Below are 26,426 nucleotides of genomic sequence, written 5' to 3'. Positions count from 1 at the left end.
CGTTCGTGGATGCTCTGTTCGAGGTCGTGGTCTTCCTGGCCATCGCGACCTTCGGTGCGGCGCTCGCCCGCCGGCTCGGCCTGCTGGCGCCGATCCTGCTGGTGGTGCTCGGCCTCGCCCTGTCCTTCCTGCCGTTCTTCCCGCACGTGCGGCTGGACCCGGACCTGGTGCTGGTGGGCATCCTGCCGCCGCTGCTCTACGTGGCGGCGCTGGAGACGTCGGTGCCGGCGTTCCGGCTCAACCTGCGGCCGATCCTGCTGCTCGCCGTCGGGCTGGTCGTCTTCACCGCGTTCGTGGTGGGCACCGTCGTGCACTGGTTCCTGCCCGAGCTGCCGTACGCGATCTGCCTGGCGCTCGGCGCGGTGGTGGCGCCGCCGGACGCGGTCGCCGCCACCGCGGTGGCCCGGCGGGTCGGCCTGCCCCGGCGGGTCGTCACCATCCTGGAGGGCGAGAGCCTGGTCAACGACGCCACCGCGCTGGTGCTGCTGCGGGTGGCGATCGTCGCCGCGACCGCCACCACCGGTGGCGTCGGCGTCGGCGCGGTGGCCCGGGAGGTGGTCGTCGCGGCCGGCGGCGGCATCCTGGTCGGCCTGCTGGGCGTGGTGGTCTTCGGCTACCTGCACAAGCGCATCACCGACCCGGTGCTGGACAACGCGCTGTCGCTGATCGTGCCGTTCGCCGTGGTCTTCGCCGCCGAGGAGATCCACGCCTCCGGCGTGGTCGCCGTGGTGGTGACCGGCCTCGGCATCGGGCACAAGCTGCCCACGCTGTTGTCGGCCGCCTCCCGGCTCCAGGTGACCGCGTTCTGGCGGCTGATCCGGTTCCTGCTCGAAGGACTGGTGTTCCTGCTGGTCGGCCTGCAACTGCCGGAGGTGGTCCGCGACCTCGACGAGCCGTTCGGCTCGCTGGTGGCGATCACCGCGGCGGTGCTGGCCGCCGTCTTCCTGTCCCGGTTCGTCTGGGTGTTCCCGGCCACCTACCTGGCCCGGCTCGTGCCCCGGGTCCGGCAGCGCGACCCGGCGCCGCCGGTGCAGTTCCCCGTCGTCATCGGCTGGGCCGGCATGCGCGGCGTGGTGACGCTCGCCGCCGCGCTGGGCCTGCCACTCACCCTGGCCGGCGACGCGCCGTACCCGCGTGCGCTGCTCATCTGGCTGGCCTTCGCGGTGATCGTCGCGACGCTGGTCGGGCAGGGCGCGACGCTGCCCTGGGTGGCCCGGCGGCTGCGGCTGCCCCCGGACGACCCGGTGCAGGACGCGCTGTCCGCCGCCGGGGTGCAGCAGCGGGCCAGCCGGGCCGCCCGGGAACGCCTCGACGAACTGGCCGAGGGCGCGCCGGAGGCGGTGGTGGAACGCCTGCGCGGGCTGACCACCTCCCGCGCCAACCTGGCCTGGGAACGGCTCGGCGGCACCGAACGGGAAACCCCCTCCCAGGCGTACGCGCGGCTGCGGCAGGAGATGATCGACGCCGAGCGGGAGGTGTTCCGGGCCGCCCGCGACTCCGGGCAGATCCCGGAGGAGGCGCTCACCCGCGCCTATCGTGATCTGGATCTGGAGGAGTCCATGCTGCGACAGGAGGCCGTCGAATGAGTTGCCAGCACCTGGCCGAGGCGGGCACCGCCGAGCCGGACACCACGACCGAGTGCCCCGACTGCGTCGCCATCGGCAACCCGGACTGGGTACACCTGCGCGCCTGCCTGACCTGCGGGCACGTGGGCTGCTGCGACTCCTCGCCGTACCAGCACGCCACGAAGCACTTCGAGTCCACCGGGCACCCGGTGATGCGGTCGATCCAGCCGGGGGAGTCGTGGCGCTGGTGCTTCGTGGACGAGGAGATCGGCTGACTCAGCCGACCCGGCGCTCCAGCACCTGCCCGGTCCACGTCGGGCGGCCCGGCCGCTCCACTGTGAACGGCTCGGTGGCGGTGAACCCGCAGCCCTCGTAGAACCGCACGAGCGCCCGGTCGGGGCTGCGGAAGCAGTCCACCCGCAGCAGGCCGACGCCGCGTTCGCGGGCCAGCTCCGCCGCGTACGCCAGCAACCGCGCCCCCACGCCGCGCCCCGCGTACGCGCGGTCGGTGACCAGCAGGTTCACGTACAGCTCCGGCTCGGTGGCGGGCGGCACATAGTCGGTCGCCGCGCCCACCACCAGCGCGCCGGCCACCGTCGCGTCGATCTCGGCGAGGTACAGGCCGTTCCCGGCCGCCCACGCGTCGGCCTGGGCGATGCGGCGCGGGTCGATCGACGCCGGCTCGGTGCCCCACTGGTCGGTACGCCCCAGTTCGGCCAGCCAGGCGGTGGCGCTGTCGAGCAGCCGCAGCAGCGTGGGGGCGTCGCCGGGTCCACCCGGGCGGATGGTGATGCTCTGCTGGTCGGTCATCCCGCCATGCTGCTACACGCGGCTCAGCCGGGCACCCCGGCGGGTCGTGCCTCCGGCACCGGCCGGTCCGCGATCGCCCGGCGGGCCAGCGCCGGGGCGGCCAGCCCGGCGGCGGCGAGGATCCCGCCGAGCACCAGCCAGCCGACCGGCCCGCCTCCGAGCACCAGCAGCGTGAGCAGGCCCCGGCCGAGTGCCTGGGCCAGCCCGGCGAGCAGGCCGTCCGCGCCCTGGTAGGCGCCGATCGCGCCGGGCGGGGCCAGGTCGTAGGCGAGGCCCGCGCCGGCCGCGCCGTGCCACAGGTCGCCCACCGTCCATACCGCCGTCGCGACGAGCAGCAGGACGACCGCCGGGAGCACCGGCAGGCCGGCCGTCGCCGCGTACAGCGGTGTCGCCGCCGCGAGCACCAGCCCGGCCCGGCGCAGCTTCCGCGCGGCCGGCGCCGCCCGCTCGGCGCCCCGGCTCAGCCGGACCGCGAGCAGCACGGTGAGGACCGTGTTCGCCAGCAGCACCGCCGACACCACGGGTGGCGGCGCGCCGGCTCGGTCCACCGTCCACAGCGGGACGACGAGCACGAGCACCGTCACGTGCGTGCTGAGCACCGCCGAGACGCCGCTGACCGCGAGGAACCGCCCGTCCCGCAGCGGTTCGCCGCGCCGCAGCGTGGCCGGCGTGTGTCGCGCGCCGGCCGCGGTCGGCTGGGGTGGCAGGCGCATCAGCAGCGCCGCCGAGAGCAGGTAGCTGGCCGCGTTGCCCACGACGAGCACCTGGTAGGCCCGGTGCGTGTCCACGGCGAGCGCGATCCCGGCCAGCGCGGTACCGACGGTGATGCCCAGGTTCGCCACCGCGCGCAGCGTGGCGAACGCGTGCACCCGGCCGTCCGGACCGCCGACCGCCGCGACGAGCGCCGCCCGTACCGCCAGGTTGCCGGCCGCGAGCAGCGCCTCCGGCACCGCCACCGCCAGGAACGCCGGAAACGAACCGACCAGCAGGTACGCCAGCGCGGCGACCGCCTGACCCACCTGGAGGGCGGCCCGGAGCATACGCGGATCCCACCTGTCCGCCAGCGCGCCCAGCGGCACGCTCGCGGTCAGGCCGACCAGCCCGGCGACGGTGAGCCCGGCGCCCACCGAAGTCGCGGAGAGGCCCACGTCCCGGGTCAGGTAGAGGGCCCCGCCCGCCAGCCACAGTCCCGCGCCGACGGTGTTCACCAGCGTGGCGTACGCGAGGGTGCGCAGCGGCCCGGGCGGCGGGAGCGGCGAGACGCGTCCCATCAGCGGGGTCCGGCGAGGGCCATGGGATCGACGCTAGGGCCGTTCCGGCAGGTCCGGAGCCCCGATCGGGGCGACGCCCGTCACACCGCGAGCCGGCCGGGGCAGCGCCGCCGCTGGTCACCGCCCGAACACCGGGGTACGGGAAATCCGCTCGCCCGCCGGTCCCCGCTCTGCCAGGGTCGGCGCCGTGGAGCACAGCAGGATCGCCCGGGCCGATGAGCTGACCGAGGTGCAGCGGATCGAGGTGGCCTCCGGCGCCCCGTTCCGGGAGATCGGCATGACCCTGGTGGCCGACATGCCGCCGCTGCCGGTGGAGGCGCTGGCCGCCGGGCAGCGCGCCGGCCGGCTGTGGGTGGCGACCGACCTGGCCGACCGCCCGATCGCGTTCGTGCTGGCCGACCTGGTCGACGGCGCGGCGCACGTGCAGCAGCTCAGCGTCGACCCGGCGTACGCCCGGCGTGGCATCGGGCGGCGTCTGCTCGACCGGGTGGCGGGGTGGGCGTCGTCGCAGGGGTTGCCGGCGCTGACGTTGACCACGTTCCGCTCGGTGCCGTGGAACGGGCCCTACTACGGGCGGTGCGGGTTCCGGGAGCTGAGCGGCACGGAGTTGACGCCAGGGCTGGTCGAGTTGCTGGCCGCCGAGGCGGCGCTGGGCCTCGACCCGGCCGAGCGGATGGCGATGCGCCGCCCCGTCTCCCGCACGCGTACCTGACTGCGGCGTGCCGACGAGGCTGGTCCGCGCGCGCGTCACGACCGCCGTCGGTGGTTCTCGAGAAGGGTAAGGCTTCGAGCGATATGACTCTCGGGCATATTTATGCCCGAGAGTCATATCGCTTTCGGGCTGTCCCTTCGTTTCGGAGCGACACGCCGGGCGGAGCGACACGTCGGACGGCGGCCGGGCGAAGGCCGGGCGGGGGTCGGGCGGAGGTCGTGCGGAGCGACACGTCGGGCGAAGGTCGGGCGGAGGGCGGAGGGCGGGGGGCGCGAGGGCTCGGCCGGTGGGCGGCACGTCGGCGAGGTGCCCGGTCGCGAGGCGCCCGGAGCGGTTAACCGGTCGACCGAGGGCTCGGGCCGTGCCACGATCGCGCGGTGCCCGCCTCCGTGCCCGCCCTGCTGCGCCGGCAGTTCGACCTGACCTGGGCGCTCGCCGAATACCACCTCGACCGGCTGGAGCCGGCGGACTTCCTCTGGGAGCCGGCCGCGCTCTGCTGGACCATGCGTCGGGACCAGGCCGGCGGGTGGCGCCCCGACTGGGCCGACACCGAGCCGGACCCGGTGCCCGCGCCCACGATCGCGTGGCTGACCTGGCACATCGGCTGGTGGTGGTCGGTCGCGGCCGACCACGTGCGGCAGCGGCCGGCGCGGGAACGCGACGACATCCGCTGGCCCGGGCCGGGCGATGAGACGGTCGCCTGGCTGCGGGAGCTGCGGTCGGAGTGGACGGACACGCTGAACGGGCTGACCGCGGACGACCTGGACCGGCCGTCCGCGTACCCCTGGCCCGCCGACGCCGGGCTCACCGTCGCGGACCTGGCCGCCTGGGTGAACGCCGAGCTGATGAAGAACGTGGCCGAGATCGGCCAGCTCCGGCTGCTGCGAGCGGCCGGGCTCAGTGGGCGCCGCCGAGGTTGAGCACCACCACCCCGGCGATGACCAGCCCCGCGCCGATCACCTTGGTCACGCTCAGCGGCTCACCCAGGAACGCCGCGCCGATCGCCATGATGGCGGCCGTGCCGAGGCCGGACCAGACCGCGTACGCGACGCCGACCGGGATGTCCCTCACGGCCAGCGAGAGCAGCCCGAACGCGGACAGGTACGCCACCGCCAGGCCCAGTGTGGGCCAGAGCCGGGTGAAGCCGTCGGTGGCCTTGAGCAGACTGGTGCCGATCACCTCGGCGGTGATCGCGCCGAGCAGGAACAGGTACGCCATCGCAGGACCGTACCCGGTCCTGCGATGGCGTCCGGTCAGCTCGGTCAGGAGACCGTGCAGGCCTTTCCGTTCAGGGTGACCAGCCCCGGATCCGGGTTGGGGAACCGGGAGGCGGTCCCGTTGAAGCCGAACGTGGTGGACGCGCCCGGCGCCAGCTTCGCGTTCCAGGACAGGTTCTTCGCGGTGACCGTGGCGCCGCTCTGGCCGAGCTGCGCCGACCACGCGTGGTCGACCTTCTGGTCGCCGAGGAACGCCCAGCGCAGGCTCCACCCGTTCACCGCCGTCGTGCCGGTGTTGCGCACCGTCACCTGGGTGGTGAAGCCGGACGGCCAGCTCCCGTGCGTGGTGTAGGTGACCGCGCAGGACGGCGCGGGCACCGCGCCGGCGTCACCCTGGTCGGCCAGGAACGACGCGAGCCACGCCAGCGCCGAGTTCCAGTTGATCGCCACCTCGTTCGTCGCGTACGAGTTGATGTCGTCGACGTAGCAGAACATCGGCGCGCATCCGGCGAGCAGGTTCGCCGCGAACGGGTCCTGGAGCGCGGCGTTCGGGCCACCGGCGAGCGAACCGGCCGGCGGGCGCGGCAGGTCCGCGTTGAGCTGGTGGGCGAAGATGCGGCTGTGCTGGTTGCGGGCGTGCTGCTCGCCCCACCCGGTGACGTACGACATGTTCAGCGCGTTGCGGCCGAACAGGTAGTCCGCGGCCTGCACCGCGCCGTCCCGGTACTTCGCGTCCCGGCTCAGGTCGAACGCGGTGGCGAGCACGATCGCGTTGTTCACCAGGTTGCTGTTGCTGCCCCAGACGTACGCGTCGGCGCTGCCCGGGAACGGCAGCCCGTACGCCTGGCCGGCGATCGTGGCCAGGTAGCTGTCGGCGGCGGCGGTGACCGACTCGCGGATGCGGGTCTTCTCCTCGGCGGGCAGCGTGTTCGGCACGGTGGCCAGGTCGAGGCGGCCCAGCGCGGCGACGCTCTGCCAGCCGAACGCGCCGTTCGGGGCGAACACGTCGGCGGTGTGCAGCGGCGAGCCGGTGACGTCGGCCAGGTACGCCTTGTCGCCGGTGGTCAGCCACAGCTCGACAGCGGCCCAGTAGAACTCGTCGGTGACGTTCGTGTCGTCGTACGCCCCGCCGCCGGTGCCGTCGCTGGCCGAGGCGTAGATCGCCGGGTGCGCCTTGGCCGCCGCGTACGCGGTCTTCGCGGCGGTGCCGCAGCGCGCGGCGAACGCGGCGTCGTACGGGGCGTACAGCCGCTGGCACTGCGCCGCGACGGCGGCCAGGTTCAGCGTGGCGGCGGTGGACGGCGCGTGCAGCTCACGCGGCTGCGGGTCGTCCTGGGGCTGCAACGGCAGGCCGGTCCAGTTCCGGTCGTGGATCTTGTGGTGGACCATCCCGGCCAGCGGCTTGCCCGCCGGCACCTGCATGCGCAGCAGGAACTCCACCTCCCAGCGGGCCTCGTCGAGCACATCCGGCACGTCGTTGCCGCGCTCGGGCAGCCGCAGCGTCGAGTCGCCCAGGGCGGCGCCGCCGGCGGCGGTCTCGGCCGTCTTGGTCCGCTCGAACGTGCTCAGCAGCTGGTAGGCGGCGATGCCGCCGTTGACGACGTACTTGCCGTGGTCGCCCGCGTCGTACCAGCCGCCGCGCACGTCCAGCGAGTAGTCGCAGACGCCGGCCTGGCACGGCACGTCGGTGTCACCCTGGTTGGGCTCGACGCCGAGGTGGCCGGCCGGGCGGGCGTACTCCTCGCCGATCAGGTCGCCGTCGATCTCGATGCCGCTGCGCTGGGCGTAGAAGAACTGCAGCGAGTCGGCGCGCAGCCGGTCGTAGAGCGCGCCGGAGATGTCGAACGGGTGGCTGGTCTCGCCGTCCACGGTCAGCGTGTAGCCGGTGCCCGGCGTGCGGTACGCGGAGAAGTCGACCGTCTGCACGTTCTGCGCCGAGGCGGCGTCGGTGCCGCGCGGCGTGGTCTGCCCGCTGGCGACCACCGCGCCGCCGGCCGACTTGAGCTGCCAGGGCAGCGCGTCGGTGGCCTCGGTGACCACTGTGGCGTGCTTCGGCCCGCCCGGCAGGTAGCCGACCTGGTTGACCCGGACCCGGGGCCCGGTGTCCGGCTCGTACGGCGGCGCCGGCTCCCCGCCGCGCAGCGACACGTTGTCCAGGCAGAACGTCTGCGCCTGGGCGCTGCCGCCGACCTGGAAGATCAGCTGGGCGGTGGGGTTGTCGGCCGGGGAGGTGAACGTGGTGGTGACGTGCTTCGCGGTGCCGGTGGCGGTCGCGTCGACGCTCGCGTACGTGGTGTAGGGGGCGCTGCCGAGCTGGAGCACCGCCTTGACGGCCGCGCCGGGGGTCGCGGAGACGTCGAAGGACAGCTCGTACTCGGCGCCCTGGGTCAGCGGCACCGCGTCCTGGCCGATGCCGGCGTCCCACGGGTTGGCGGTGCCCGCCGCGACGGAGGTGCAGAGCCGGCCGTCGACGACTGCGAGGTCACCGGTGCCGTAGGAGAACCAGGGGGAGACGCCGGCGCTGAAGTCGCCGTTGCGCAGTTGTTCGGGGGCGTCCGGCGGCACCTCGGCGCTCGCCGGACCGGCGGTGAGGCCGGTGAGCGCCAGCGTGGTGGCCGCGAGCGCGGCGAGCCGACGACGGGATCGGGTCACGGAGGTTCCTTCCGTGCTCGGGGGTGGTGGGGAGACCGGGAGGGCTGGGAGCGCTCCCAATATCAGCCCGATGTTTCCACCGCGTTCCGTCGCTGTCAATCGATCCGGCCCGATGAGGCGCGTGCGCCCGGGCGCGGTGCGATTCGGCGCGCCACGTACGATGTCAGTGATCTCCTAGAGACATCCGAGCCCTCGACCTGGCAGGCTGCGACCCATGACCCTGAAGCTTCGTTCCGTCGGAGCGAGCGACCGTGGGCTGATCCGCAGCGGTAACCAGGACGCGCAGCACTCGGGCGCCTGGCTGGTCGCGGTCGCCGACGGCATGGGCGGCATGGCGGCCGGCGACCTGGCCAGCCGCATCGCCATCGACGCGGTCGCCCCGCTGGACGTGGAGACGCCGGAGGACGCGCTCGTCGCCGCGCTCCAGGGCGGGATCGAGCTGGCCACCGCGCGGATCCGTCAGGCCGTCGAGGAGGACCCGGAGCGTCAGGGCATGGGCACCACGCTCACCGCGCTGCTGTTCGCCCGTACCGGCAGCTGCCTCGCGCTGGCGCACGTCGGCGACTCCCGGGCCTACCTGTACCGCGAGGGCGTGCTCAAGCAGGTCACCCGCGACGACACGTTCGTGCAGATGCTCGTCGATCAGGGCGTCATCACCGCCGAGCAGGCCAGCAGCCATCCCCGGCGGGCGGTGGTGACCCAGGCGTTGCAGGGCGACGAGGTCTCCCCGTCGTACGCCACGATGGTGCCCCGGGCCGGTGACCGCTGGCTGCTGTGCAGCGACGGCCTCTCCAACGTGGTGCGCGCGGACACGCTCACCGAGGTGCTCGGCGAGCAGCTGGAACGCGACGCCTGCGCGGCCCGGCTGATCGACCTGGCGTTGCGGGCCGGCGGCCCGGACAACATCACCGTCGTGATCGCCGACGTCGTCGAGGAGTAGCCCTCACCGCCGCCGCGGAGCGGCCCTTCGGGTCGGCTCGGCGGTGGTCGGGTCCTCCGGCCACGGATGGCGCGGGTAGCGGCCGCGCAGCTCCGCCCGTACCTGCTGATAGCCGGTGCGCCAGAACGAGGCCAGGTCGGCGGTGACCGCCACCGGCCGCCCGGCGGGGGAGAGCAGGTGCAGCAGCACCGGCACCCGCCCGTCGGCGATGCGCGGCACGTCCCGCCAGCCGAACGTCTCCTGGAGCTTGACCGCCAGCACCGGCGCGGCCGGGTCGGTGTAGTCGACCCGGATCCGCGAGCCGCTGGGCACCTCCAGGCGCTCCGGGGCCAGCTCGTCCAGCCGCGCCGCCTGCCGCCAGTCCAGCAGCCGCCGCAGCGCCGCCGCCACGTCCACCCGGTGCAGGTCGGCCCGGCGCCGGGCGCGGGCCAGCTCGGGGCCCAGCCAGACGGGCGCCTCGGCGAGCAGCGCCGCGTCGGAGACGTCCGGCCAGTCGTCGCCGAGCGCCTGGCGGCAGAACGCCAGCCGGCGGCGCAGCCCGGTCGCCTCCGGCGTCCAGCGCAGCAGGCCCGGTCCCTCCTGCCGCAGCCCGTCCAGCAGCGCCGCCGCGACCAGCTCCGGGTCCGGCGCGGTGAGCGGCCGGTCAACCAGTTCGACGGCGCCGAGCCGGACCACCTCGCGGGCCACCACCTCCCCGCCGGACCAGGCCACCTCCCGCCCGGTGTCCAGCAGCGCCGCCCCGGCCTCCCGGGCGGTCGCCTCGTCGATCGGCGCGGCGAGCCGCACCCGGGCGGCGGGCGCGCCGGGGGAGCGGTCGGCGACCGCGACGGCCAGCCACGCCGCTCCGGTCAGGCCCGACCCGGGCGCCAGCTCCGCGGCGGTGCCGCCGGCCATCAGGTAGGCGGACCCGCCCGGCCGCCGTGCCCGGGCCAGCCGTTCCGGGTACGCCAGTCCGGCGAGCAGCCCCGCGGCCAGATCGTCCGGCAGGCGCCCCCGCTCGGCCGCGCCGTCGGCGGGCAGGGCGGCGCGCAGGCGGCGTACCTCGGCGCGCCAGCGGGCGGTGGCGGCCGGGTCGGTGCCGTCGCGCAGCCGGCGCCAGCGGGCGGGCAGGTCGTCCCCGGTCCCGCCCAGCGTGTCCTCGCCGAGGATCGCCACCACCTGGGCGGCCCGGTCGGCGCCGACCCGGGGCGCGCCGTCCAGCAGGGCGCGCGCCAGCCGGGGATGCGTGCCCGCCGCCGCGACCGCCCGTCCCCGCGCGGTGATCCGGCCGTCGTGGTCCACCGCGCCGAGCGTGGTCAGCGTCTCCCGCGCCACCGTGAGCGCGGCCGGCGGCGGTGGGTCGGGCAGCGCCAGCCCGGTGCCGTCCGGTGTGCCCCAGGCCGCCAGTTCCAGCGCGAACCCGGTCAGGTCGGCGGTGGCGATCTCCGGTTCGGGCTGCGGGGCGAGCCGTTCGTGCGTCGCCTCCGACCAGCAGCGGTAGACGGCGCCGGGCGCCTCCCGTCCGGCCCGGCCGGCGCGCTGGGTGGCCCCGGCCCGCGACACCGGCACCGTGACCAGCGCGCCCAGCCCTCGGGCCAGGTCGGTGCGGGGTACCCGGCTCAGTCCGGCGTCCACCACCACCCGGACGCCGGGGACGGTCAGGCTGCTCTCCGCCACCGCCGTCGCGAGCACCACGCGCCGTCCGGCGGCCGGGGTGAGCGCCGCGTCCTGGGCGGGCCCGGGCAGCCGTCCGTGCAGGGGCAGCACCGCGACGTCGCGCAGGTCGGCCAAGCGGCGCGCGACGGCGCCGATCTCACCCGCGCCGGGCAGGAAGACGAGCACGTCACCGTCGCGTTCGCGCAGCGCCCGGCGGACCGTGGCCGCCACGTGGTCGAGCAGCGCCGGGTCGACCCGGCCGGCGCCGGGCGGCGTCACCGGGCGCGGCGGTGATGCCCACACCCGCTCGACCGGGTGCAGCGCGGCCTCGGCGCGTACCACGGGGGCGGGATCGCCGGCGCCGAGCAGCGCGGCGAACCGGTCGGTCTGCGGGGTGGCCGACATCGCCAGCAGCCACAGGTCGGGGCGCAGCGTCGCGCGGGCCTCGACGCTGAACGCCAGCGCCAGGTCGGCGTCGAGGTGCCGTTCGTGGCACTCGTCGAGCAGTACCGCGTCCACGCCGGGCAGTTCCGGGTCGTGGTGCAGGCGGCGGACCAGCAGGCCGGTGGTGACCACTTCGACCCGGGTACGCGGGCCGGTCCGGCGCTCGCCGCGCACCGCGTACCCGATCCGGCCGCCGACCCGCTCGCCGAGCAGGGCGGCCATCCGGTGCGCGGCGGCGCGGGCGGCGACCCGCCGGGGCTGGGCGATCACCACGCGGCCGGGGACCGCGTCGGCGACCGCGAGCGGTGCGGTGGTGGTCTTGCCGGTGCCCGGCGGCGCCACCAGGACGGCGGCGCCGCGCTCGCGCAGCGCGCCGACGAGCGCCGGCAGGACCGGGCGGACCGGCAGGTCGAGCGGGATGTCGGCGAGCACGGCCCCACTCTCGCACCGCGCCGCCGGACGGTCCGCGCTGCCCCCGGAACGCGGAACGGCCCGGCCGGCGCACCGCCGACCGGGCCGGGTGGCCGGCGCGCCGGGTCCGCCGACCCGGCCGCAGCCCCCTTGCTAGTACGTTCCGTCGAGCTGACCGCGCAGCTTGGTCAGGGCCCGGGCCAGCAGCCGGGACACGTGCATCTGCGAGACGCCGATCTGCTCGGCGATCTGCGACTGGGTCAGGTTGCCGTAGAAGCGCAGCGTGAGGATCTTCTGCTCGCGCTGGTCGAGCGTGGCGAGCGCCGGGCCGAGGGCGACGCGCATCTCGGCCAGCTCGAACTCGCCGTCCTCGCCGCCGAGCAGGTCGCCCAGCTCGGTGGCCCGCTCGCCGTCGCCGGTCGGGGTGGACAGCGACACCGCGTTGTAGGCGCGGGCGCCCTCCAGGCCCTCCAGCACCTCCTCCTCGGTGAGCTTGAGGTGGGCGGCGATGTCGGCGACCGTGGGCGAGCGGCCGAGCGTCTGGAGCAGCGTGCTGTTGGCGTCGGAGATCGCCAGGCGCAGCTCCTGGAGCCGGCGGGGCACCCGGATGTCCCAGGTGCGATCGCGGAAGTGGCGCTTCAGCTCGCCGATGATGGTGGGGATGGCGTAGCCGGCGAAGTCGACGCCGCGCGACGGGTCGAACTTGTCGATCGCCTTGATCAGGCCGATCGCCGCGGTCTGTGCCAGGTCGTCGTTGGGTTCGCCGCGACCGCTGTAGCGGTGGGCCAGGTGGTTCGCCAGCGGCAGCCACGCCTCGATGGCGCGGTCGCGCAGCACGGGCCGGGACGGGTGGCCGGCCGGCAGCGCGGCCATCGCGGCGAGCAGGTCGGCGGCGCTGTCGGTGAGCGAGCGGGGGTCGAGCTTCGCGGAGCCGGCCGGCGTGGTCGCCGGGGCGCTGGTCGTGGGAGCGGTCATGGGTGGTCCTCCCTGCACCTCGTCCACGGAAGAAAAAAGACGTGACGCTCAGGTTTAGGTGTCGGTAGTACGTTCGGAAGCCACCATAGCCCGATCGTGCTGCGGAAATCTAGCCGAAAGTACGATGTACTTAAGGTGTGGCGGGGTATGGACCTCGTTTTTCCGGGCATAGCGCGCCCCGATCGGTCAACGAAGAATCCGACAGGTGGTCGATGTGTCGGCTTTCTGTCGTTGTCCCGCCGACGGGACCGCCCGTAGCGTCCGTAGCGACACGTCAACGGAGGCATCGTGCTGGATCCCGCCGCGCCGCAACTCGTCATCAACGCCCGGACGCTGCTGTTCAGCTGGCTCCCGGCGGACCCCGGCGCGGTCGAGACCCTGCTGCCCGCCGGTCTGCGCCCGCACCCGCAGCGTCAGGTGTTCGTCAACCAGTACGTGGTCGACGACGAGACGCAGACCTCCGGCTTCGGCGCGTACTCGCTCACCTACCTGGGTGTCTCACTGGCGGACATGGATCCGCCCGACGGCGAGACGCCGGGTGGCTGGTGGACGCACTATCTCGCCTCCAGTGAGCGGGTCCGGCGGTACGCCGCCGCGCGGGGCGCACCCGCCGCCGCCGGGGAGACCCGCCTGGACCTGCGGGGCGGCCGGCTCACCGCCGAGACCCGGGCCGCCGACGGCACGCTGCTGATCCGCGTCACCGCCCGGGTCGGGCACACCGGCACCGAGGCGCACATGGGCCACCACCGCTACCTCACCCGCAACGACGGCGAGCTGATCGTCACCGACTATCCGTACGTGGCCGAGCCGGTGTCACCGTTCGAGGTCGAGTCGGTGGAGTTCCCGGCCCCGGAGCACCCGGTCCACGCGCTGCGGCCGGCCAACCCGCTGCACGTGTGCTGGGGCTTCTACTCGCCGCGCGTGTCGTTCGCGTACCCGGCCCGCCCGAACGTGCCGGACGAGCCGGCGGACCTTCACCAGGTGCCGGCCCGCCGGGCCCGCAGCGGCCTGCCGTCCGGGTCGTAGACCAGCCGGTACGCGGGCAGCGCCCAGAGCCGCGTACGCCAGGGCAACCGCTCCGGGCGGTGCGGCCGCAACCGGCCCGGCGGACGGGGACCGGCCCGGCCCCCGGCGTGCCAGCGCTCCAGCTCATCCGCCGCCGCGGTGATCGCCGCGACCGCGTCCGCCGGGTCCAGCAGGTCGTCGTCCTGCGCGCCGCCGGGATCGCGGTCCAGGTGTTCGCGCCACAGCCGCAGCCGCAGGTCGCGGGCGAACACCCGGGCGCCGTCGCCCAGCCCCGCCGGATCGGCCGGCGCCCGCTCGTCGCGGGTGTCGTCGAGCACCGCGCAGGACAGCTCGCTGTCGTGCGTCCAGGACCGGCGGTTGAAGTTGTCGCTGCCCACGCTGGCCCACACGTCGTCCACCACGCAGACCTTCGCGTGCACGTAGACCGGCGTGCCGTCGTGGTTCTCCACGTCGAACACGTGCACCCGCTCCGGCGCGGCCCGGTGGCACAGCGACAGCGCCTGCTCCCGGCCGACCATGTTCGGCGGCAGCGCGAGCCGGCCGTCCACGTCCGGATGCCGGGGCACGACCGCCACCAGGTGCAGGTCCGGGTGCTCCTGCAACGCCTGCGCGAACAGTTCGGCCACCTCGGTCGACCAGAGGTACTGGTCCTCCAGGTAGATCAGCCGCCGGGCCCGGCGTACCGCCTTGGTGTAGCCGCGGGCCACTGTGCGCTCGCCGTCCGGGGCGAACGAGTAGCGGGGCCGCACCGCCGGGTAGGTGCGCAGCACCTGCACGTGGTGCGGCCCGCACGGCGGCGGGTCGGCGGGCTGCGCGGGCAGCGGGTCCGGGCGCAGGTCGGAGCCGCGCAGCCGGTCCCGCAGGTACGCCATCGGGTTCTCCGAGTCCAGCGGCATCGGGTCGGTCCACCGCTCCCGGAAGGTGGTGTCGAGCGCGCCGACCACCGGCCCGCGCACCGCCAGCTGCACGTCGTGCCAGGGCGGCGTGGGGCCGTACCGGGGGGACATGCCGACCGGCTGCGGGTCGCCCGCGTGGCCGGCGTCGTCGCGGCGGCTGTGGCACAGGTCGATGCCGCCGGCGAAGGCGATGTCGCGGCTCGGGTCGCCGGGCCGGCGCAGCACCACGAGCTTCTGGTGGTGCGAGCCGCCGCGCCGGACCCGCTGGTCGAGCAGCACCTCGCCGCCGGCCGCGCGGATCGCCTCGCTGAGGTCGCGGTTCTCCTCCTCGCTGTAGGAGAGCGTGTCGAGGTGGGAGCGCCAGAGCAGGCCCTTGACGATCACGCCGCGCTGGGCGGCCCGGGCGAACAACTGCGCCACCGTCGGGCCGTCCGGGCGCATCCGCTCGTCCGGGTCACCACGCCAGTCGGTGAAGAACAGGTGGTCGCCCGCGGACAGCGCCTCCACCTCGCTGACCAGGCGGTCGAAGTACGCGGCACCGTGAATCAGCGGCTCGGCGAGGTTTCCATCGGTCCAGACGGGTAAATCAGACCCCGGGTTGGCGCGTTCCTGTGCGGTGAGGAACCAGTCCCGCAGAGTCACGTTCCACCCCCCGAGGTCGACGACGTCCTCACACGGTAGGACCCCCGGCAGGGCCCCGCACGTCGAGCAGCAGGTCGGCGTCGGTGCCGCGCGTCAGGGGTGCGCCGGACCCCTGGATCGCGATACCGAGGAGGCACCGACATGCCCGCCGAGACGACGAACACCGTGACCGACCGCGACCAGGCGGTGGAGGGGGAGCGGGGTGCGCTGGTGGCGGTCCTGTTGATGGTGATCCTCGGGGTGGCCGGGATCTTCGCCGTCTCCTGAGACCGCGGCCGGGCGCCCCGGCGAACCGGGGCGCCCGTAGCAGGTCAGGGCCGGTCGCCCTGGCCGTCGGTGTGCGGCACCCGCCCGGTCGGGATCACCCCGAGCCGGCCGGCCTGGAAGTCCTCGACCGCCTGGATCAGCTCGGCGCGGGTGTTCATCACGAACGGGCCGTAGTGCGCCACCGGCTCGCGGATCGGCTGGCCGCCCATCAGGTAGAGCTCCAGCGCCGGGGTGTTGGAGTCCTGTGTCCGGTCGGCGGTGATCCGCAACGCCTCACCGGGCCCGTGCACGGCGAGCTGGCCGAGGTGGATCGGCCGCCGGTCGGTGCCGACGGTGCCGCGGCCGGCCAGCACGTACACCAGCGCGTTGAAGTCGGACCGCCACGGCAGGCTCAGTTCGGCGCCGGGCTGCAACGTGACGTGCGCGATGGTGATCGGTGTGTGCGTCGAGCCCGGACCCTGGTGCCCGGCGACCTCACCGGCGATGACCCGGATCAGGCCGCCGCCGTCGGGCGTGGTCAGCAGCGCCGACTCCCGGCCGCGGATGTCCTGGTAGCGGGGCGCGCTCATCTTGGCGACGCTGGGCAGGTTGACCCAGAGCTGCAGGCCGTGGAACAGCCCGCCGCTCATCACCAGGTGCTCCGGCGGCGCCTCGATGTGGAGCAGGCCACTGCCGGCAGTCATCCACTGGGTGTCGCCGTCGGTGATGGTGCCGCCGCCACCCGTCGAGTCCTGGTGGTCCATGATCCCGTCGATCATGTAGGTCACCGTCTCGAAGCCGCGGTGCGGGTGCCAGGAGGTGCCCTTCGGCTCGCCCGGCGCGTAGTCGACCTCGCCCATCTGGTCGAGGTGGATGAACGGGTCCAGCTCGGTCATCGGCACGCCGGCGAAGGCCCGGCGGACCGGGAAGCCCTCGCCCTCGTACCCGCTGGGTGCGGTGGTGACCCGGCGGACCGAGCGGTATTCGGTGGCCTCGCCGAGCTTCGGCAGGCGGGGCAGGACGAGGACGTCGTCGACGGTGATCGCGGGCATCGCGGGGCTCCTTAGTTGTCGGCCGGGGTGGACGACGCGGTGCGGTCGGCGTGCAGGCGCCGGCCGAGCCGCTCGAAGACCCGGGTGAGGCAGGCGACCTCGGCGTCGTCGAGGTCGTCGATCAGGTGGGCGCGCACGGAGCGCAGGTGGTGCGGCGCGGCCTCGCGCAGGGCGAGCAGGCCGGCGGCGGTGAGCACGGCTTCGCTGCCGCGCCGGTCCGCCGGACACGCCTCCTTCGCCACCAGGCCGCGCTTCTGCATCGTGGTGATCTGGTAGGTCAGCCGGCTCGGCGAGAACACCAGCCGGTCGGCCAGGTCACCCATGCGTCTCCGCTGGCCGGGCGCCTCGGAGAGCAGCACCAGCACGTGGTAGTCGGCGAAGCTCAGGTCGCTGTCGGCGCGCAGGTCGTCCTCGAGCCGGGTGAACAGCCGCTGGCTCGACTCGATGTACGCGCGCCAGCAGGCCATCCGCTCGGCGTCCAGGCTCTCCGTCATGGCTCCGAGAGTAGCACTATTTAAAATTTAAACAAGCCCTCCTGCCGTGGGGGCCTATGCTCCGTCGTAGACCTCCTTCAAACCTGAAGAGATGACCCGGCTAGGGTCGGGGAATGGACGATCTCGACCTGCTCGACTGGCGGGAGCGGGTGGCCCGGCTCTACCTGTCCGACCTCGACCTCGCCGGGTTCCGGGCCGCGCGCGACGAGCTGTTCCGCACCCACCCCAGCAGCCCGGTGCCGCCCGCCGACCGGCCCGGCTTCACCGGACTGCGCTGGTACCCGCCCGACCCGTCGGCGGTGGTCGAGGCGCCGCTGCGCCAGGCCTCCGGCGAGCTGCGCATCGACACCGGCGGCCCGGACGGCGTGGTCGCGTACCGGCGGGTGGCGGTCGCCGAGACGCCGTGGGGACCGCTGACGCTCTGGTGGATCGAGGCGTACGGGGGCGGGCTGTTCCTGCCGCTGCGCGACGGCACCTGCGGCGACGGCTCGTACGGCGGGGGCCGGTACCTCACCGACACGGTCAAGGGCACCTTCGGCCGGGGCCTGACGGTGCTCCCCGGCGACCGGGTCCGGCTGGACGCCAACTACCTCTACAACCCCAGCTGCGCCTACGACGACAGGTGGGCCTGCCCGCTGGCCCCGCCGGAGAACCGGGTGGACGTGCCGCTGCGAACCGGGGAACGGGCGTACCACTGACGCGGCGAGGGAGGACCCCGGCGGGGCCCTCCCTCGATGTCGCGTACCGCCGGTCAGCGGGCGGTGGCGCCGGTCGGTGTCAGGTGCATCCGGCTGAGCAGCTGCTGAGCCTGACCGGCCAGCTCCGCGTCCACAGTCACCGCGTACTGCGCGGCACGCAGTGAACTGGCCGACGTGAAGTCACGCTGCCCACCGCTCATGGCGTGCGCCACAGCGCCGAACACCGCACCCCAGATCGCGCCGATCACCAGCCCGACCAGGATCACCGCCAGCCAGTTGCCGGCGGTGAAGATGCCGAACAACAAGCCGATGAACAAGCCGAACCAGGCGCCGGTGCCGGCCCCGAGCAGGGCCGCCCGGCCCGTGGTGAGCCGTCCCATCACGGTCTCCACGAGCGTGAGGTCCGTACCGACGATCGAGGTACGTTCCACCGGGAACCGGTTGTCGGCCAGATAGTCCACCACGCGCTGGGCGGACGGATAGTCCGGGTACGAGCCGATCGTGACGGTCGGTGCCCCGGTCTGCGGGCCGTGCCCGTCCCCGCTCGGCGGAGTCGGGCGACCGCCCGGGCCGGACGGGAGGTTGTCGCTGCCCGGCATTCCGGGTTGCCAGGCCGCGGTCGGAGTCGAGGGTCTGGTCATGAGCATCCTCCTTCGTCAACCCACCGCGTTCCCGGCGCCGGGCAGCGGTAACGCGCCGGGCCGGACCGATGTGGCGAGGCATGCCGGTGCCCCGGGCCGGGTAGCCACACCCGTGCCGACCCGACACATCAGCGAGCACGGCTTCCTCGCCGACGGGCGCAGCGCGGCGCTGGTCGACCGCGACGGCTCGGTCAACTGGTGGTGCCCGCCCCGGTTCGACGCGCCGTCGGTGTTCGGGCGGCTGCTCGACTCCGACGCCGGGCACTGGAGCATCCGCCCCGAGGGCGCGGCCACCAGCACGCGGTCCTACCTGGACGACACGCTGGTGCTGCGTACCGTCTTCACCACGGCGACCGGCACGGTCGCCGTCACCGACGCGCTGGCGCTGGAGCACGGCGCGCGTGGTCACGACATCGGGATGCGCTCGCCGCGGGTGCTCGCCCGGCTGGTCGAGGGGCTCACCGGCGAGGTGCCGATGCGCGTCGAGTACGCGCCGCGCTTCGAGTACGGCCGGGTCGGCGCCTACCTCACCGAGCACGACGGGGTGGTGGCCGCCACCGCCGGCGCCTGCCGGCTGGAACTGCGCGCCGACGTCCCGCTGACAGTCGCCGAGGGGGCCGCCGCCGGACGGTTCACCGCCCGCGCCGGCAGCGTCCACCGCTTCACCCTCGGGTACGCCCCGACGTACGCCGGCGCCGCACCGGCGCTGCCGGACGCCGCCGAGGTGGTGGCCGGGACGGTGGCCGGCTGGCGGTCCTGGTCGGCGCTGCACGACTACCAGGGCGAGTACCGCGACGAGGTGCGGCGCAGCGCGCTCGCGGTACAGGGCATGACGTACGCGCCGAGCGGCGCCGTCGTCGCGGCGGCCACCACGTCGGTGCCGGAGAGGGTCGGCGGCGACCGCAACTACGACTACCGCTACGTGTGGCTGCGCGACTTCAGCCTCACGCTCCAAGCGCTGTGGCGGGCGGCCTGCCCGGACGAGGCGGACCGGCAGTTCACCTGGGTGGCGCGGGCGATGGGCCGGATCGGCGACGAGCCGGTGCCGGTCATGTACGGCGTCGAGGGGGAACGGGACCTCACCGAGCACGACCTCGACCACCTGGCCGGGTACGAGCACAGCCGTCCGGTGCTGGTCGGCAACGACGCCTGGCGGCAGCGGCAGAACGACGTGCTGGGCGAGGTGCTCGACGCCGCCTGGCTGATGCGGTACTACCTCGACCCGATGTCACCGGAGGTCCGCGACCTGCTGCGTACGCTCGCCGACCAGGCCGAACGCGGCTGGCACCGGCCCGACGCGGGGATGTGGGAGGGGCGCGGCCCGCAGCGGCACTACGTGTCGTCGAAGGTGGAGTGCTGGACCGCGCTGGACCGGGCGGTCCGGTTCGGCTCCCGCATCGGCGAGCCCGCCGACGTGGCGCGCTGGGCAGCCGCCCGCGACGAGATCCGGGCGGCTGTGCTCACCCACGGCTGGAACGAGCGGGTCGGCGCGTACACCGGGGCGTTCGGCGCCGACGACCTGGACGCCTCGGTGCTGGTCATGCCGCTTGTCGGTTTCCTGCCCGCGAACGATCCCCGGATGCGCGCGACGATGGACGTGCTGGAGCGGCGGCTGTCCCGCGACGGGCTGCTGCGCCGCTGGGACGGCGACCCGGCCGGGTTCGTGATCTGCTCGTTCTGGCTGGCCGCCTGCCTGGCCGAGGCGGGGGAGCTGGACCGGGCCCGGCGGCTGTTCGAGCGGCTGGCCGCCCGCACCAACGACCTCGGCCTGTACGCCGAGCAGATCGACCAGGACACCGGCGAGCAGACGGGCAACTTCCCGCAGGCGTACTCGCACATCGGCCTGATCATCGCCGCCGGCCGCATCACCGACGCCGCCGCCTCTTCCCGCCACCCCGCGCCTGCTTCGCGTCGATCATGAGGTTGACGGCGAAGTCGATCTCCCTGAGTGCCGCCAACTTCATGATCGACCCGGGGAACCGGGGGTGGGGGAGGATGAGGGGGTGGAACTGGTCGTGATGGCTGACACGCATGTGCCCAAGCGGGCGCGGGATCTTCCGGGGGCGCTGTGGGGGGCCGTCGAGGCCGCGGATGTCGTGGTGCACGCCGGGGACTGGGTGGACGTGGCGCTGCTGGACGCGCTGGAGAAGCGGTCGCGCCGGCTGGTCGGCGTGTACGGCAACAACGACGGGCCGGAGTTGCGCGCCCGGCTGCCCGAGGTGGCCCGCGTCGAGCTGGACGGCCTGCGCGTCGCCGTGGTGCACGAGACCGGCCCGAAGACCCGCCGCGAGGAGCGCTGCGCCGCCGCGTACGGCGACTGCGACCTGCTCGTCTTCGGACACTCGCACATCCCCTGGGACAGCGTCGCCCCGGGCGGCCTGCGCCTGCTCAACCCCGGCTCACCCACCGACCGGCGGGCGCAGCCGTACGCCACCTACCTGACCGCGCGGGTGGCGGCGGGGCGGCTCGACCGGGTCGAACTGCACCGCCTGCCCCCGCGCTGACCTCAGCGGCCCCGGCCGGTCTCCGCCTGGAGCTCGTCGATCCGCCGGGACGCCTCGGCCTTGGTCAGGCCCTCCGGCACCGGCTCGCCCGCCTCCTGGGCCAGGGTGTGCAGGTACGACTCCTGGGCGGCGGTGGGCGGCTCGTCGCCGGTGACCCAGTCATCCGGGTCCTTGACGGCGGCGTCCGGATTCACGTTCCTGCCGCTGGTGTTGGCGCGCTCGGCCATGCTGATCACCTCTCCTCGAACAGGTGTACCACTACCCCCGGCCCGGCGGGTTCATGCCGCCCGCCGCCTACGATCACCTGGTGACGGCGGAGCGGGCGGGCGTGGTGGTGGTCGGCGCGGGCATCGCCGGGGTGGCGTGCGCGACCGAGTTGGCGCGGGCCGGCATCCCGGTGCGGGTACGCGAACGGGCCCGGGTCACCGGCGGTCGGATGGCCAGCAAGCGCTTCGACGGCCGCCCGGCCGACCTGGGCGCCGCGTACTTCACCGTGGACGACGCGGACTTCGCCGCCGTGGTGGACCGGTGGCGGGACGCCGGGCTGGCGCGGGAGTGGACCGACACGCTCGTCGCGTACGGGCCGCGCGGACGCGAGCCGGTCACCGGCCCGATGCGCTGGGCCGCGCCGCGCGGACTGCGCTCGCTCGTCGAACACCTCGCCGCCGACCTGCCGGTGACGCACGACCGGCTGGTGATGACAGTCGATCCCGGCCCCCGGGTGGACGGTACCGCTGCCGAGGCCGTCGTGCTCGCCATGCCCGGCCCGCAGGCCGCGCTGCTGCTGGACCCGGCGCTGGCCGAGGCGACCCGGGCGGTCGCCGCGCAGCGCTGGTCGTCGGCGCTGACCGGGGTGCTGCACTTCCCGGCCCGCCGCTGGGCGGACTTCCGTGGCGCGTTCGTCAACGACCACCCCGTGCTCAGCCTGGTCTGCGACGACGGCGACCGGCGCGGCGACGGCGCGCCGGTGCTCGTCGCGCACACCACCGCCGGGTTCGCCGCCGGGCACCTGCTCCAGCCCACCGCCGCCCGCCCGGCCATCGAGCAGGCGGTCCGCGACCTGCTCGGACTCCCCGAGCCGGCGGTGTCGGGCCACGTGCACCGCTGGACGTACGCGTCCCCGGCCGCGCACGCCGGGAGCGCCACGTTCCACCTGGACGACGACGGCATCGGCCTGGCCGGTGACGCGTTCGGCCGCCCGCGCGTGCAGACCGCCTGGCGCTCCGGCCGGGACCTGGGCCGCGCGCTCGCCGCCCGGCTGGGCTGAGAACCCGGCCAAGGCCGGTCAGCCGGTGGCCCCCACCGGTTGCGCCGCCGACCCGGCCCGCGTGTCCTCGCCGGTGCGTTCGCCCTCCCGGTCCAGCAACTGCATGACCGGTGTCGCGGCGATCCCGTGCGCCACCACCGACACCACCACCACGAGACCGACAGTGGCCCAGACCAGATCCGCCTGCGGGAAGTCGGTCTTGCTGGTGGCGTACGCCAGGTAGTAGAACGAGCCGACGCCGCGGATGCCGAACAGCGAGATCACCCAGTGCTCGGCCGGTCTGCCCGGCGCACCGCGCAGCGACAGCCACCCGGCCAGCGGCCGGATCACCAGCACCAGGGCCAGCCCGGCCAGTGCCGCCGGCCAGGTCAGCGGCGCGAGCAGCCCGCCGATCACCGCGCCGCCGAACAGCAGCAGCAACAGCACCGTGAGCAGCCGCTCCACCTGCTCGGCGAAGTCGTGCAGCACGGAGTGGAACTCGTGCGTACGCTCGGCGGCCCGGATCGCGCGGGCGGCCACGAACACGGCCAGGAAGCCGTACCCGCCGATCACCTCGACCAGCCCGTACGCGAGGAACGTCGCGGCCAGCGCGAGGAAGCCCTCGGAGTGCTTGGCCAGCCGCAGCTTGCTCGGGGCGCGGAAGAACAGCTTGCCGAGCAGCCAGCCGACGAGCAGCCCGCCACCGACCCCGGCGGCGAGCTTGTAGAGCACGTCCACGGCGAACCACTCGGCGAGCCAGCCGGACGGCGCGAGCCCGGTGGTGGCGATCGCGATGGCCGCGTACACGAACGGGAAGGCGAGCCCGTCGTTCAGGCCCGCCTCCGAGGTGAGCGCGAAGCGCACCTCGTCCTCCGAGTCCTCCACATCGGTCGGTTCGCCCACCTGCACGTCGGAGGCGAGCACCGGGTCGGTGGGCGCGAGCGCCGCGCCGAGCAGCAGCGCCGCGGCCGGCACCAGACCGGCCCACCACCAGCCGAGCAGCGCCACCGCGGCGATGCACAGCGGCATGGCGATCGCCAGTAGCCGCCACGTCGACGACCAGCGGGCCCAGCTCAACGGGCGGTCGATCTTCAGGCCGGCGCCCATCAGCGCGACGATCACCCCGACCTCGGTGAGGTGGGTGGTCAGTTCCGGCCAGCGCAGCGGGTCAGGTGTGGGCAGACCGGTGGGCAGTACGAACACGAGCATGCCGAGCCCGAGGAACGCGATCGGCATCGACAGCGGCCGTCGTTCCAGGATCCGGGGCAGCACCCCGGCCAGCAGCGCACCGACGCCCAGCAGAGCGAACGCGACATCGACCGGTTCCACGACACCACCCTTCGGTCGCCCGTGGACCGGGCGGCGGAGTCCAGCAGTGCCCCGAAGCGGGCCCGGTTAAGCGTGCGCGTGCCCGTCGATCGGACGGGCCGGTCAGCCGAGCGTGGCGATGGCGCTGTCCGGCAGGGCGTCCAGCAGCGCCGCCGGGTCGTCGTAGACCGCCACCGCGCCCGCGCCGGCCAGCTCCGCCCGGCCGGTGCCACCGCAGGTCAGCCCGATGCAGGGGATGTCCAGCTTGCCGGCGGCGGCCACGTCCCAGACCGAGTCGCCGACGAACACCACCCGCTCGGCGGCCAGCCCCGACTGGTCCAGCGCGGCGACCAGGATGTCCGGCGCCGGCTTGCTCTCCTGCGCGTCGGCCGACGAGGTGACCGAGTCGATCACGTCGTCCGCGTCCAGCGCGGCCCGCAGCGCCGTCACCTCGTGCTCGGCGGCCGAGGTCGCCAGCACCACCCGCAGCCCGCGCTCCGCGCAGGCGCGCAGCAGTTCCCGCGCCCCGGGCAGCGGCGCCAGCCGCTCCCAGTACTCCGCGTACAGCGCGTCGTGCGCGTCGCGCAGCCGGCCGTCGGCGTCCCGGTCCCGCTCCGCGCCGAGCAGGTGGTCGAGGAGCTTGTCCGAGCCCATGCCGATGGACCTGTGGATCCGCGCCATCGGCACCCGGTGGTCGGCCTGGCGCAGCGCCTCCCACCAGCTCACCGTGTGCAGGTACGTCGTGTCGACCAGGGTGCCGTCCACGTCGAACAGGACACCGCGTCGCTTGTCGTCGGCCATGTCCGGCTCCTACCCGGCCGGGGCGTCGCCGACGCGCGGCTCACCCGCCGGAATGAGGATCTCGAACCACACAGTCGATCCGCGTACGGTCGGGTCGGTGCCCCACGCGTCGCTCAGCTCCTCGATCAGGCCGAGCCCGCGGCCCCGGCTGCTGAGCGTGTCGGTCTGCGCCCGGGTGACCTGACCCCGGGTGCCCGAGTCGGCCACCGACACCAGCAGCCGCTCCGCGGACAGGTCGACCTCGACCCGGGCGGCGGTGCCGGCGTGCAGCAGCGCGTTCGTGGTCAGCTCGCTGGTGCACAGCACCGCCGCGCCGATCACCGCCTCCGGCACCCGCCACTCGCCGAGCTGCGCGGTCATCCAGTGCCGGACCCGGCTCGGCGCGGTCGGCTCGGCCGGCACCTCCATGCTCGCCGACCGGCTGGGGCGCACCGCGTACTCGACGGCGAGCACCGCCACGTCGTCCTCGGTGGCGCCCGGCACCGACGCGGTCGCCACCGCGCACAGCGCGCGCGGATCGCCGCCGGCCGCCCCGGTCACCGCCGCGCCCAGCCCGGCCATCCCGGCGGCCAGGTCCTGCCAGCGCCGCTCCACCACGCCGTCGCTGTAGAGCAGCAGCGTGTCGCCGGGCCGGAACGGCACGGTGGTGGTACGCGCCCGCCCACCCAGACCCAGCGGAGGAGCGGGCGGCACGTCGACGAACTCGGCCACCGCCGCGCCGGGTCCGGCGCGCCGGATCAGCGGCGCGGGATGACCGGCGCTGGCCAGCGTGACCAGTTCCCGGTCCGCCTCGACCACGCCGAAGACCACTGTCACGAACAGCTCCTGGGTGCCGCCCTCGACGCCGAGGCTGGCGACCAGCCGGTCCAGCCCGTCGAGCACCGCGTCCGGCCGGGAGTCGACCAGGGCGAGCGCGCGCAGCGCGGCGCGTACCTGGCCCATCCGGGCGGCGGCCTGCACGTCGTGCCCGGCCACGTCGCCCAGCACCACACCGAGCGCGCCGGTGGGCAGCAGGAACGCGTCGTAGAAGTCGCCGCCCGCGGCGTTGCCGTCCACGCCCGGGTCGTAGCGCGCGGCGATGCGCAGCCGGGGCAGGTCCGGCAGCCGCTCCGGCAGCATGCTGCGCTGCAACATCTGGGCGGTGCCGTGCTGGGTCTCGAAGCGGCGGGCCCGCTCGGCGGCCTGGCCGACAAGCTCGGCGGACGCGGCCAGCAGCGCCCGTTCCGCCGGCGACCAGGGCCGCGGCGTCCGGTAGCCCACTGTCAGCGAGCCCCGCACCACAGTCGTCCGCAGCGGCAGCGCCGCCAGCGCCCGGATCTTCTCGTCGTGCCGGTCCGCCGCGACGCCGCGCAGCGGCTGCCCGTCGGCGGTGAACGAGGCGACCCCGCTTCGCGCGGTCACCACCGCGGGCAGCGCCGACTCGGCGGACATCCGCCGCCACAGCGGGGGCAGCCGCTCGTCGGCCTCGTCGAGCAGCTCACCGCGGATGCGGCGGACCAGCCGCCACGCGTTGCCCTCGTCCACCGCGAACGACACCCGGTCGGCGTCGAAGGAGTGCAGGCAGTAGCGCAGCGCCACCCGCGCGACGTCGTCGAGCGTGAGCGTGCCGGCCAGCGCCGCCGCGAAGTCGCTCAGGCTCTGCAACTGCTGGGTCAGCTGGGTGGTCTGCGCCGAGACGGTGAGTACGCCGACGATGCGGCCGGCCGAGTCACGGACCGGGCCGTGGCCCCTGGTGAACACGGCCGGCTCGGCCGGGCCCTGCCGGTCGGCCGGCAGCACCGCCTCCCGCTGCAGGAACGGCTCACCGTGCCGGTAGACCCGCTCCAGCACCTCGCCGGCACCCGGGTCGCGCCACACCTCGGCGAACGCCTCGGCCGCCGGCCGCCCCAGCGCCTCCGGGTGCCGGTCGCCGATCAGCTCGGCGTACCCGTCGTTGTAGAAGACCACCAGGTCGTCGCCGAGGAGCAGGGCCATCGGCACCGGGGAGGCGAGCACCACGTCCGCGACGGCGCGGACCGCGGGGTCCCAGGTGTGCGGGGCACCAAGCGGCGTACCGGCCCACGGGTGGGCGGTCCCGGCCGCCTGCCCGCCGACGACGGGATCGGTGGGCGCTCCCGGTGCGGGAGCGGACGGCGTGGGAACCCGACCGACGGTGCCTGGCATGACCGCAGCCTAACCGGAGCGTGGCCGGGCGGTTCCGATCATGCGTCCGTGGCGGATACGGGTGCCGCCAGGCGCGG

The 26,426-nt window shown here is 74.8% G+C and carries 25 protein-coding genes; 11 read left to right on the top strand and 14 right to left on the bottom strand.

Translation table 11 applies throughout. The features are described from left to right. The first annotated feature begins 5 nt into the window (after window positions 1-5). A complete protein-coding gene (locus SM452_RS10105; RefSeq protein WP_463839773.1) occupies window positions 6-1,586 on the top strand; it encodes a Na+/H+ antiporter in 1,581 nt (526 codons plus the stop codon). After that, window positions 1,583-1,840, top strand: a complete 258-nt coding sequence (locus SM452_RS10100; protein WP_302906013.1) for a UBP-type zinc finger domain-containing protein — start codon at window positions 1,583-1,585, stop codon at window positions 1,838-1,840. The genes SM452_RS10105 and SM452_RS10100 overlap by 4 nt, the downstream gene beginning before the upstream one ends. A 1-nt stretch (window position 1,841) precedes the next feature. Here the strand turns inward: SM452_RS10100 and SM452_RS10095 are convergent, their stop codons facing one another. Then, window positions 1,842-2,375 carry a GNAT family N-acetyltransferase gene (locus SM452_RS10095; protein WP_355507675.1) on the bottom strand — a complete coding sequence of 178 codons (534 nt, stop codon included), beginning with the start codon at window positions 2,373-2,375 and terminating at the stop codon, window positions 1,842-1,844. 23 nt (window positions 2,376-2,398) lie between these two features. Beyond that, window positions 2,399-3,646 (bottom strand): MFS transporter, encoded by a 1,248-nt coding sequence (locus tag SM452_RS10090; RefSeq protein WP_355507678.1) that lies wholly within the window; start codon window positions 3,644-3,646, stop codon window positions 2,399-2,401. A 187-nt stretch (window positions 3,647-3,833) separates the two neighbouring features. Here SM452_RS10090 and SM452_RS10085 point away from each other — a divergent pair, with 187 nt between their 5' ends. Together SM452_RS10085 and SM452_RS10080 are read left to right on the top strand one after the other, a co-directional pair. After that, complete coding sequence (locus SM452_RS10085; RefSeq protein WP_357208624.1) at window positions 3,834-4,358, top strand: GNAT family N-acetyltransferase; 525 nt, start codon at window positions 3,834-3,836, stop codon at window positions 4,356-4,358. Between the two features lie 377 nt (window positions 4,359-4,735). Beyond that, window positions 4,736-5,278, top strand: a complete 543-nt coding sequence (locus tag SM452_RS10080) for a DinB family protein (protein ID WP_355507683.1) — start codon at window positions 4,736-4,738, stop codon at window positions 5,276-5,278. Here SM452_RS10080 and SM452_RS10075 read toward each other — a convergent pair. Beyond that, complete coding sequence (locus SM452_RS10075) at window positions 5,256-5,576, bottom strand: DMT family transporter (protein WP_262012303.1); 321 nt, start codon at window positions 5,574-5,576, stop codon at window positions 5,256-5,258. The two genes, SM452_RS10080 and SM452_RS10075, sit on opposite strands and share 23 nt — an antisense overlap. A 44-nt stretch (window positions 5,577-5,620) precedes the next feature. Further along, the gene (locus tag SM452_RS10070) at window positions 5,621-8,227 is read right to left on the bottom strand and encodes a glycoside hydrolase family 9 protein (RefSeq protein WP_463839772.1); all 2,607 of its coding nucleotides are present in this window, start codon (window positions 8,225-8,227) and stop codon (window positions 5,621-5,623) included. Window positions 8,228-8,441: 214 nt separating this feature from the next. Here SM452_RS10070 and SM452_RS10065 point away from each other — a divergent pair, with 214 nt between their 5' ends. Beyond that, entirely contained in the window at window positions 8,442-9,167 is a 726-nt protein-coding gene (locus SM452_RS10065; RefSeq protein ID WP_262012305.1) for a PP2C family protein-serine/threonine phosphatase, read from the top strand. Window positions 9,168-9,170: 3 nt separating this feature from the next. On the opposite strand, the gene hrpB is transcribed toward SM452_RS10065, so the two are convergent. Next, complete coding sequence (hrpB, locus tag SM452_RS10060) at window positions 9,171-11,678, bottom strand: ATP-dependent helicase HrpB (RefSeq protein ID WP_262012306.1); 2,508 nt, start codon at window positions 11,676-11,678, stop codon at window positions 9,171-9,173. 132 nt (window positions 11,679-11,810) lie between these two features. Beyond that, on the bottom strand, window positions 11,811-12,632 hold the full coding sequence (locus SM452_RS10055; RefSeq protein ID WP_262012307.1) for a SigB/SigF/SigG family RNA polymerase sigma factor: 822 nt from the start codon (window positions 12,630-12,632) through the stop codon (window positions 11,811-11,813). A 288-nt stretch (window positions 12,633-12,920) separates the two neighbouring features. On the opposite strand from SM452_RS10055, the gene SM452_RS10050 reads away from it, so the two are divergent. After that, window positions 12,921-13,658 carry a hypothetical protein gene (locus SM452_RS10050; RefSeq protein ID WP_366619184.1) on the top strand — a complete coding sequence of 246 codons (738 nt, stop codon included), beginning with the start codon at window positions 12,921-12,923 and terminating at the stop codon, window positions 13,656-13,658. On the opposite strand, the gene SM452_RS10045 is transcribed toward SM452_RS10050, so the two are convergent. Further along, the gene (locus tag SM452_RS10045; RefSeq protein WP_463839771.1) at window positions 13,607-15,196 is read right to left on the bottom strand and encodes a phospholipase D family protein; all 1,590 of its coding nucleotides are present in this window, start codon (window positions 15,194-15,196) and stop codon (window positions 13,607-13,609) included. The genes SM452_RS10050 and SM452_RS10045 overlap by 52 nt on opposite strands. 141 nt (window positions 15,197-15,337) lie before the next feature. Between SM452_RS10045 and SM452_RS10040 the strand changes: the two genes are divergently transcribed. Continuing rightward, window positions 15,338-15,463 carry a hypothetical protein gene (locus SM452_RS10040; protein ID WP_013285371.1) on the top strand — a complete coding sequence of 42 codons (126 nt, stop codon included), beginning with the start codon at window positions 15,338-15,340 and terminating at the stop codon, window positions 15,461-15,463. Window positions 15,464-15,507: 44 nt separating this feature from the next. On the opposite strand, the gene SM452_RS10035 is transcribed toward SM452_RS10040, so the two are convergent. After that, window positions 15,508-16,494: a pirin family protein gene (locus tag SM452_RS10035; RefSeq protein WP_355507696.1), complete on the bottom strand. Its 987-nt coding sequence runs from the start codon at window positions 16,492-16,494 to the stop codon at window positions 15,508-15,510. Between the two features lie 11 nt (window positions 16,495-16,505). Further along, the gene (locus tag SM452_RS10030; RefSeq protein WP_262012311.1) at window positions 16,506-16,988 is read right to left on the bottom strand and encodes a MarR family winged helix-turn-helix transcriptional regulator; all 483 of its coding nucleotides are present in this window, start codon (window positions 16,986-16,988) and stop codon (window positions 16,506-16,508) included. Between the two features lie 113 nt (window positions 16,989-17,101). Here SM452_RS10030 and SM452_RS10025 point away from each other — a divergent pair, with 113 nt between their 5' ends. Continuing rightward, window positions 17,102-17,686, top strand: coding sequence for a DUF1684 domain-containing protein (locus SM452_RS10025; RefSeq protein ID WP_463839770.1), 585 nt, complete (start codon window positions 17,102-17,104; stop codon window positions 17,684-17,686). Between the two features lie 53 nt (window positions 17,687-17,739). Here the strand turns inward: SM452_RS10025 and SM452_RS10020 are convergent, their stop codons facing one another. Continuing rightward, a complete protein-coding gene (locus SM452_RS10020) occupies window positions 17,740-18,327 on the bottom strand; it encodes a YflT domain-containing protein (RefSeq protein ID WP_463839769.1) in 588 nt (195 codons plus the stop codon). A gap of 112 nt (window positions 18,328-18,439) precedes the next feature. Here SM452_RS10020 and SM452_RS10015 point away from each other — a divergent pair, with 112 nt between their 5' ends. After that, complete coding sequence (locus SM452_RS10015; protein ID WP_463839768.1) at window positions 18,440-20,248, top strand: glycoside hydrolase family 15 protein; 1,809 nt, start codon at window positions 18,440-18,442, stop codon at window positions 20,246-20,248. A gap of 82 nt (window positions 20,249-20,330) precedes the next feature. Further along, entirely contained in the window at window positions 20,331-20,831 is a 501-nt protein-coding gene (locus SM452_RS10010; RefSeq protein ID WP_269696530.1) for a metallophosphoesterase family protein, read from the top strand. A 2-nt stretch (window positions 20,832-20,833) separates the two neighbouring features. Here SM452_RS10010 and SM452_RS10005 read toward each other — a convergent pair whose 3' ends face one another. Then, window positions 20,834-21,058 (bottom strand): DUF3072 domain-containing protein, encoded by a 225-nt coding sequence (locus SM452_RS10005; RefSeq protein WP_135239321.1) that lies wholly within the window; start codon window positions 21,056-21,058, stop codon window positions 20,834-20,836. A 101-nt stretch (window positions 21,059-21,159) separates the two neighbouring features. Between SM452_RS10005 and SM452_RS10000 the strand changes: the two genes are divergently transcribed. Then, entirely contained in the window at window positions 21,160-22,098 is a 939-nt protein-coding gene (locus SM452_RS10000) for an NAD(P)/FAD-dependent oxidoreductase (RefSeq protein ID WP_262012416.1), read from the top strand. 18 nt (window positions 22,099-22,116) lie between these two features. Here SM452_RS10000 and SM452_RS09995 read toward each other — a convergent pair whose 3' ends face one another. The 3 genes from SM452_RS09995 to SM452_RS09985 form a co-directional block, all read right to left on the bottom strand. Further along, window positions 22,117-23,406 (bottom strand): cation:proton antiporter, encoded by a 1,290-nt coding sequence (locus SM452_RS09995; RefSeq protein ID WP_262012315.1) that lies wholly within the window; start codon window positions 23,404-23,406, stop codon window positions 22,117-22,119. Window positions 23,407-23,508: 102 nt separating this feature from the next. Continuing rightward, complete coding sequence (locus SM452_RS09990; protein WP_262012316.1) at window positions 23,509-24,186, bottom strand: HAD family hydrolase; 678 nt, start codon at window positions 24,184-24,186, stop codon at window positions 23,509-23,511. 9 nt (window positions 24,187-24,195) lie between these two features. Then, a complete protein-coding gene (locus SM452_RS09985; RefSeq protein ID WP_355507705.1) occupies window positions 24,196-26,349 on the bottom strand; it encodes an ATP-binding SpoIIE family protein phosphatase in 2,154 nt (717 codons plus the stop codon). Window positions 26,350-26,426 lie beyond the last annotated feature (77 nt).

Source organism: Micromonospora sp. SYSU B005 (assembly GCF_055362685.1).
The sequence above is the reverse complement of the archived record's forward strand: the minus strand, read 5'-3'. Positions and strand labels throughout refer to the sequence as shown.